The 4,966-nt window shown below is 69.1% G+C and carries 1 protein-coding gene; it reads left to right on the forward strand.

The annotated features are described in order from the left end of the window. Positions 1–4,966: type I polyketide synthase (locus BN2279_RS07230; protein WP_159037094.1), on the forward strand; the 4,966-nt coding region annotated here is incomplete at both ends.

Below are 4,966 nucleotides of genomic sequence, written 5' to 3' on the forward strand. Positions count from 1 at the left end.
TGGATGCGGCGTTGCACGCCATCGGCTTGATGGATGAGGGCGATTCGGCTCGGGTGCCGTTCTCGTGTGCGGGTGTGCGGGTGTTCGCTTCGGGTGCGTCGGTGTTGCGGGTGCGTGTGTCGCGCACCGGCGAGGACACCTTCTCGCTGATCGGGATGGATGCGGCTGGACTTCCGGTCATCGCGGTGGAGTCGCTCGTTCTGCGGCCGGTTTCGGCGGAACAGGTTGCGGCCGATGTTCTGTACCGAGTGGCGTGGCGGCCGTTGGCGACCGAGGACGCTGGTGATGCTGGGGAGGCCGTGATTGCTTCCTGTCCTGGTGGGGTGGGTGCTGAGGCGGGTGTGTTGTGGGCGCTGGAGTTGGTGCAGTCGTGGCTGGCTGCTGAAGAGCCTGGTCCTTCCCGGTTGGTGTTGGTGACGCGGGGTGCGGTGTCGGTGTCCGGTGAGGCGCCGGACGCAGCTCAGGCTGGGGTGTGGGGTCTGGTGCGTTCGGCGCAGTCGGAGCACCCGGGCCGGTTCGTCCTGCTGGACCTCGATGAGACCACCGAGTGCGAGGTGGTGGTGTCTGCCGTGTTGGCGTCCGGTGAGTCGCAGGTTGCTGTGCGTGCGGAGGAGTTGTGGGTGCCGAGGCTGGCCCCTGCCCCTGCCCCTGTCCCGGTTCCTGCTGCTGCGGGTGGTGGGTCGGTGTTCGGCCGGGGGACCGTGCTGGTGTCCGGTGCGTCCGGTGCGTTGGGTCGGCTGGTGGCGCGGCATTTGGTCGAAGTCCACGGGGTCGAGGAACTGTTGCTGTTGAGCCGTCGGGGTGTGGATGAGGCTCTGGTCGGTGAGCTGCAAGGTGCCGGTGCGCGGGTGGTGTCGGTTGCGTGTGATGTCGCGGACCGCGAAGCGCTCGCGGAGGTGCTGTCCGGGCGGTCTCTGTCGGGCGTGGTGCACGCCGCTGGAGTCGTTGATGACGGGGTGGTCACTGGTCTGAGCCCGGAGCGGGTTGGGCGGGTGTTGCGGCCGAAGGTCGCGGGGGCGTGGAACCTGCACGAACTCACCCTGGACATGAACCTGTCCGCGTTTGTGGTGTTCTCCTCGGCTGCCGGGATCTTCGGCAGTCCGGGCCAGGCCGCGTACGCGGCGGGCAACGCCTACCTGGATGCGTTGGCGCAATACCGGCACGCTCACCAGCTCCCCGCCACCTCCCTCGCCTGGGGCCTGTGGGAAGAAGCGAGCGCCCTCACCGCAGGCTTGGGCGACGCGGATCGTCACCGAGCTGCCCGCGCCGGTGTGGGCGCTCTCACCTCGCGCGGCGGCCTAGCCCTGTTCGACACCGCGACGCGAACGGGCCTGCCCCTGGCGGTCCCTGTCCGGCTGGACACGCGAGCACTGGAAGCCCAGGCACGTGCCGGCTCTCTGCCGCCGCTCCTGAGCGAACTAGTTCGCACCCCGGCACCGCCTCGGCCTCTGAACGGCGCCGCGCAGCCCGCCGAACGGTCCTCCCTCGCTCAGCGCCTCGCCGGACTGACCGGTGAAGCGCAGCAAGAACTACTCCTCGACCTGGTGCGTACGAGCGTTGCCACCGTCCTTGGGCACACGTCGGCCGAAGCCATCGACGCGGGACGGCAGTTCACCGACCTCGGCTTCGACTCGCTCACCGCGGTCGAGTTGCGGAACCTGCTCAACAGCGAGACCGATCTACGCTTGCCCGCCACCCTGGTCTTCGACCATCCGACGCCGACCGCCCTCGCGGACCACTTGACGGGCGCCCTCGGCGGCACGGCCCCGAATGCGGGAGACAAGGCCGCCGTGCTCAAGTCGGCGCAGTTGTCCGCCGATGAACCGATCGCGATCGTCGGCATGGGCTGCCGCTACCCCGGGGACGTCTGGTCCCCGGAGGACCTGTGGCGGTTGGTCGCCGACAGTCGTGACGCCCTCTCGGGCTTCCCGACCGACCGCGGCTGGAACGTCGACGCGCTGTACCACCCCGACCCCGACCACCAGGGCACCAGTTACACGCGCGAGGGCGGATTCCTCCATGATGCAGCCCAGTTCGACCCGGCGTTCTTCGGAATCTCACCCCGCGAAGCCCTGTCCATGGACCCGCAGCAGCGCATGTTGCTCGAAGTCTCGTGGGAGGCACTCGAACGCGCGGGCGTCGATCCGACCTCCGTCCGGGGAAGCCGCACCGGCGTCTTTGTCGGCGTCATGTACCACGACTACGGCACCCGATCGTCGCTGGCGCCGGACGCGTTCGAAGGACAGCTCGGTATCGGCTCGGCGGGCAGCGTTGCCTCGGGCCGCGTCGCGTACACGTTCGGGCTGGAAGGTCCGGCGGTGACGGTGGACACGGCGTGTTCGTCGTCACTGGTGGCGCTGCACCTGGCCGCGCAGGCGTTGCGGCAGGGCGAATGCTCCATGGCCCTCGTTGGCGGAGTCGCGGTGATGGCGACGCCCAACGTCTTCATCGAGTTCAGCCGCCAGCGCGGCCTCGCCGCCGACGGCCGGTGCAAATCCTTCTCCGCCACAGCCGACGGCACCGGATGGTCCGAGGGTGTGGGAATGCTGCTGGTGGAGCGGCTGTCGGACGCGGTCCGCAACGGTCATCCGGTGCTGGCGGTCGTGCGCGGCTCGGCGGTGAATCAGGACGGTGCGTCGAACGGTCTGACGGCTCCCAACGGCCCGTCGCAGCAGCGCGTCATCCGCCAGGCCCTGGCAAGTGCCGGTCTGTCGGCGGCGGACGTCGACGCGGTCGAAGCGCACGGAACGGGCACCACACTGGGCGACCCCATCGAGGCCCAGGCGTTGCTCGCCACCTACGGTCAAGAGCGAGCGGAGGAACGTCCGTTGTGGCTCGGCTCGATCAAGTCGAACATCGGGCACACGCAGGCCGCCGCCGGAGTCGCCGGCGTGATCAAAATGGTCATGGCGATGCGGCACGGCGTTCTGCCGCCGACCCTGCACGCGGACGAACCCTCGCCTCACATCGACTGGTCGGCAGGCGACGTCCGGTTGCTGACCGAGGCCGTTACGTGGCCGGAGTACGGCCATCCGCGCCGCGCAGGTGTGTCCTCCTTCGGTGTCAGCGGCACAAACGCACACGTCGTGCTGGAACATGTCCCCGCTGAACCGGTCGTTGAAGTCGTGGACGGCGACGTGCCGACTGCTCCCGCAGTGCTGTGGCCGCTGTCGGCGAAGGACGAGGGCACATTGCGCGCCCAGGCCCGACGCCTCCGGAGCCACGTTGCCGAGAGTGGCGAGCTTCGCCCGTTGGATGTGGGCTTCTCCCTGGCGACTTCACGGGCCGCCCTGGAGTACCGCGCGGCGGTGAGCGGTCGGGACCGCGACGAGCTGCTGGACGCCCTCTCCGCACTGGCTGACGGGCGGCAGGTGCCCGGAATCGCCTGTGGCGTTGCGACGTCGGGGCGTCGGGTCGGGTTCTTGTTCTCCGGCCAGGGCAGCCAGCGGTTGGGGATGGGCCGGGAGTTGTGTGAGGCGTTTCCTGTTTTCGCGGATGCCTTTGATGAGGTGTGCGCGGTCGCCGGCTTGCCGTTGCGGGATCTGTTCGGGTCGGAGGCGGTGAACGGGACGGTTGTTGCTCAGCCTGGGTTGTTCGCGGTTGAGGTGGCGTTGTTCCGGCTGTTGGGGTCGTGGGGTGTGCGGCCGGATGTGGTGGCGGGGCACTCCATCGGTGAGTTCGCCGCCGCCCATGTCGCGGGTGTCTTCTCTTTGGAGGATGCGGCCCGTTTGGTGGTGGCTCGTGGCCGGTTGATGGGCGGTCTGCCTGCGGGCGGTGTGATGGTCGCTGTCCAGGCGACGGATGCGGAAGTGCTGTCCCGCCTGGCCGGTTTCGAGGACCGGGTGGGGATCGCGGCGGTCAACGGCCCGTCGTCCCTGGTGGTCTCCGGTGAGGAAGCGGCAGTCGCTGAGGTCACGGCCGGGCTGAAGACGAAACGGCTGGCTGTGTCGCACGCGTTCCACTCGCCGTTGATGGAGCCGATGCTTGCCGCGTTCGAGGAGGAGTTGTCGGGTGTGGTGTTCAACCCGCCGACGCTGCCGTTCGTTTCCACCCTGACCGGCCGTCCGGTTGCGGATGACGAGCTGGCCGATCCGTCGTACTGGCTGCGGCAGATCCGCGAACCCGTCCGCTTCGCCGACGCCGTCACCACCCTGGCCGAACAGGGAGTTGACACGCTCACCGAGATCGGCCCAGGAGGCGTGCTCGCAGCCCTCGCCCAGGGCGTGGTGGACGCAGCGGTGACAGTCGTCCCGTTGCTCCGTCCGGATCGCCCGGAGGACCTGGCGGTCACAGCCGCGTTGGCGGAACTGTACGCGTGCGGTGTGCGGGTCGACTGGAACGGAGCCTTCGCCGGGCGCGGTGCACGGCGGGTGGACCTTCCCACCTATGCGTTCCAGCGTCAGCGCTACTGGCTGGACAGCCGGACAGGGCCGGAGGGTTTGCAGGGTGCGGGCCTTCGTTCGGCGGATCACCCGCTGGTGCGGGCCTCGGTAGTATCCGCCGCCAACGGAAGCATGCTGCTGTCCGGCCGGTTGTCGTTGTCCGAGCACTCGTGGCTGGCGGATCACGCGGTCATGGGCTCGGTGCTGGTCCCGGGAACAGCCCTCACCGAACTAGCCCTGCGTGCCGCGCAGGAGGTGGGGTGCGACCACCTCGAAGAGCTCACCTTCGAGGCCCCCTTGGTGCTTCCCGAGCAGGCCGCGCTCCAACTCCAGGTCGTCGTGGACGCCAATCGAGCGGTGAACCTGTACTCCCGCCTGGACACGGCCGAGTCGTCCGACCCGTGGACACGCCATGCCACGGGCGTGCTCTCCGTCGCCCCATCCCCGGTGCCGGCTGAACTCGGATCGTGGCCGCCGTTGGGTGCGTCCGGGGTGGACGTTGATGATCTGTACGAGCGTCTTGCGGGTTCGGGTTTGGTGTATGGGCCGGTGTTCCGTGGGGTGCGTGCGGCGTGGCGGGTGGG

Origin of the sequence: Streptomyces specialis (assembly GCF_001493375.1) — a bacterium.
GTDB lineage: Bacteria > Actinomycetota > Actinomycetes > Streptomycetales > Streptomycetaceae > Streptomyces > Streptomyces specialis.